The following is a 240-nucleotide window of genomic DNA, read 5'->3' as shown; positions in this document are numbered from 1 at the left end:
AGGAATAAAAGAAAGTCTACTATAAATCAATAGAAAATAAAAAAATTATACCTGCGCATGAATTTAGCTAAGAAAATTGAAAAAATATTAGGAATAAAAATAACTAAAAAGGAATTTTTAACTGAAAAAATAAATAATAAAGATAATAAAAAGTTAATAGCTGTTGGAGATATTTTAGAATTTGAAGAATGAATATATATTATATACTGTACATATTTTTTGAATCATTTTTATTAAATT

General features: G+C 17.9%; 1 protein-coding gene. It reads left to right on the top strand.

Annotation, left to right across the window (positions count from 1 at the left end; translation table 11 throughout):
* Positions 1–57: 57 nt before the first annotated feature.
* Positions 58–192: a hypothetical protein gene (locus tag LUA84_RS04150; protein WP_256443499.1), complete on the top strand. Its 135-nt coding sequence runs from the start codon at positions 58–60 to the stop codon at positions 190–192.
* The last annotated feature ends 48 nt before the right edge of the window (positions 193–240 follow it).

Source organism: Candidatus Nanopusillus massiliensis (assembly GCF_920984865.1).
The sequence above is the reverse complement of the archived record's forward strand: the minus strand, read 5'-3'. Positions and strand labels throughout refer to the sequence as shown.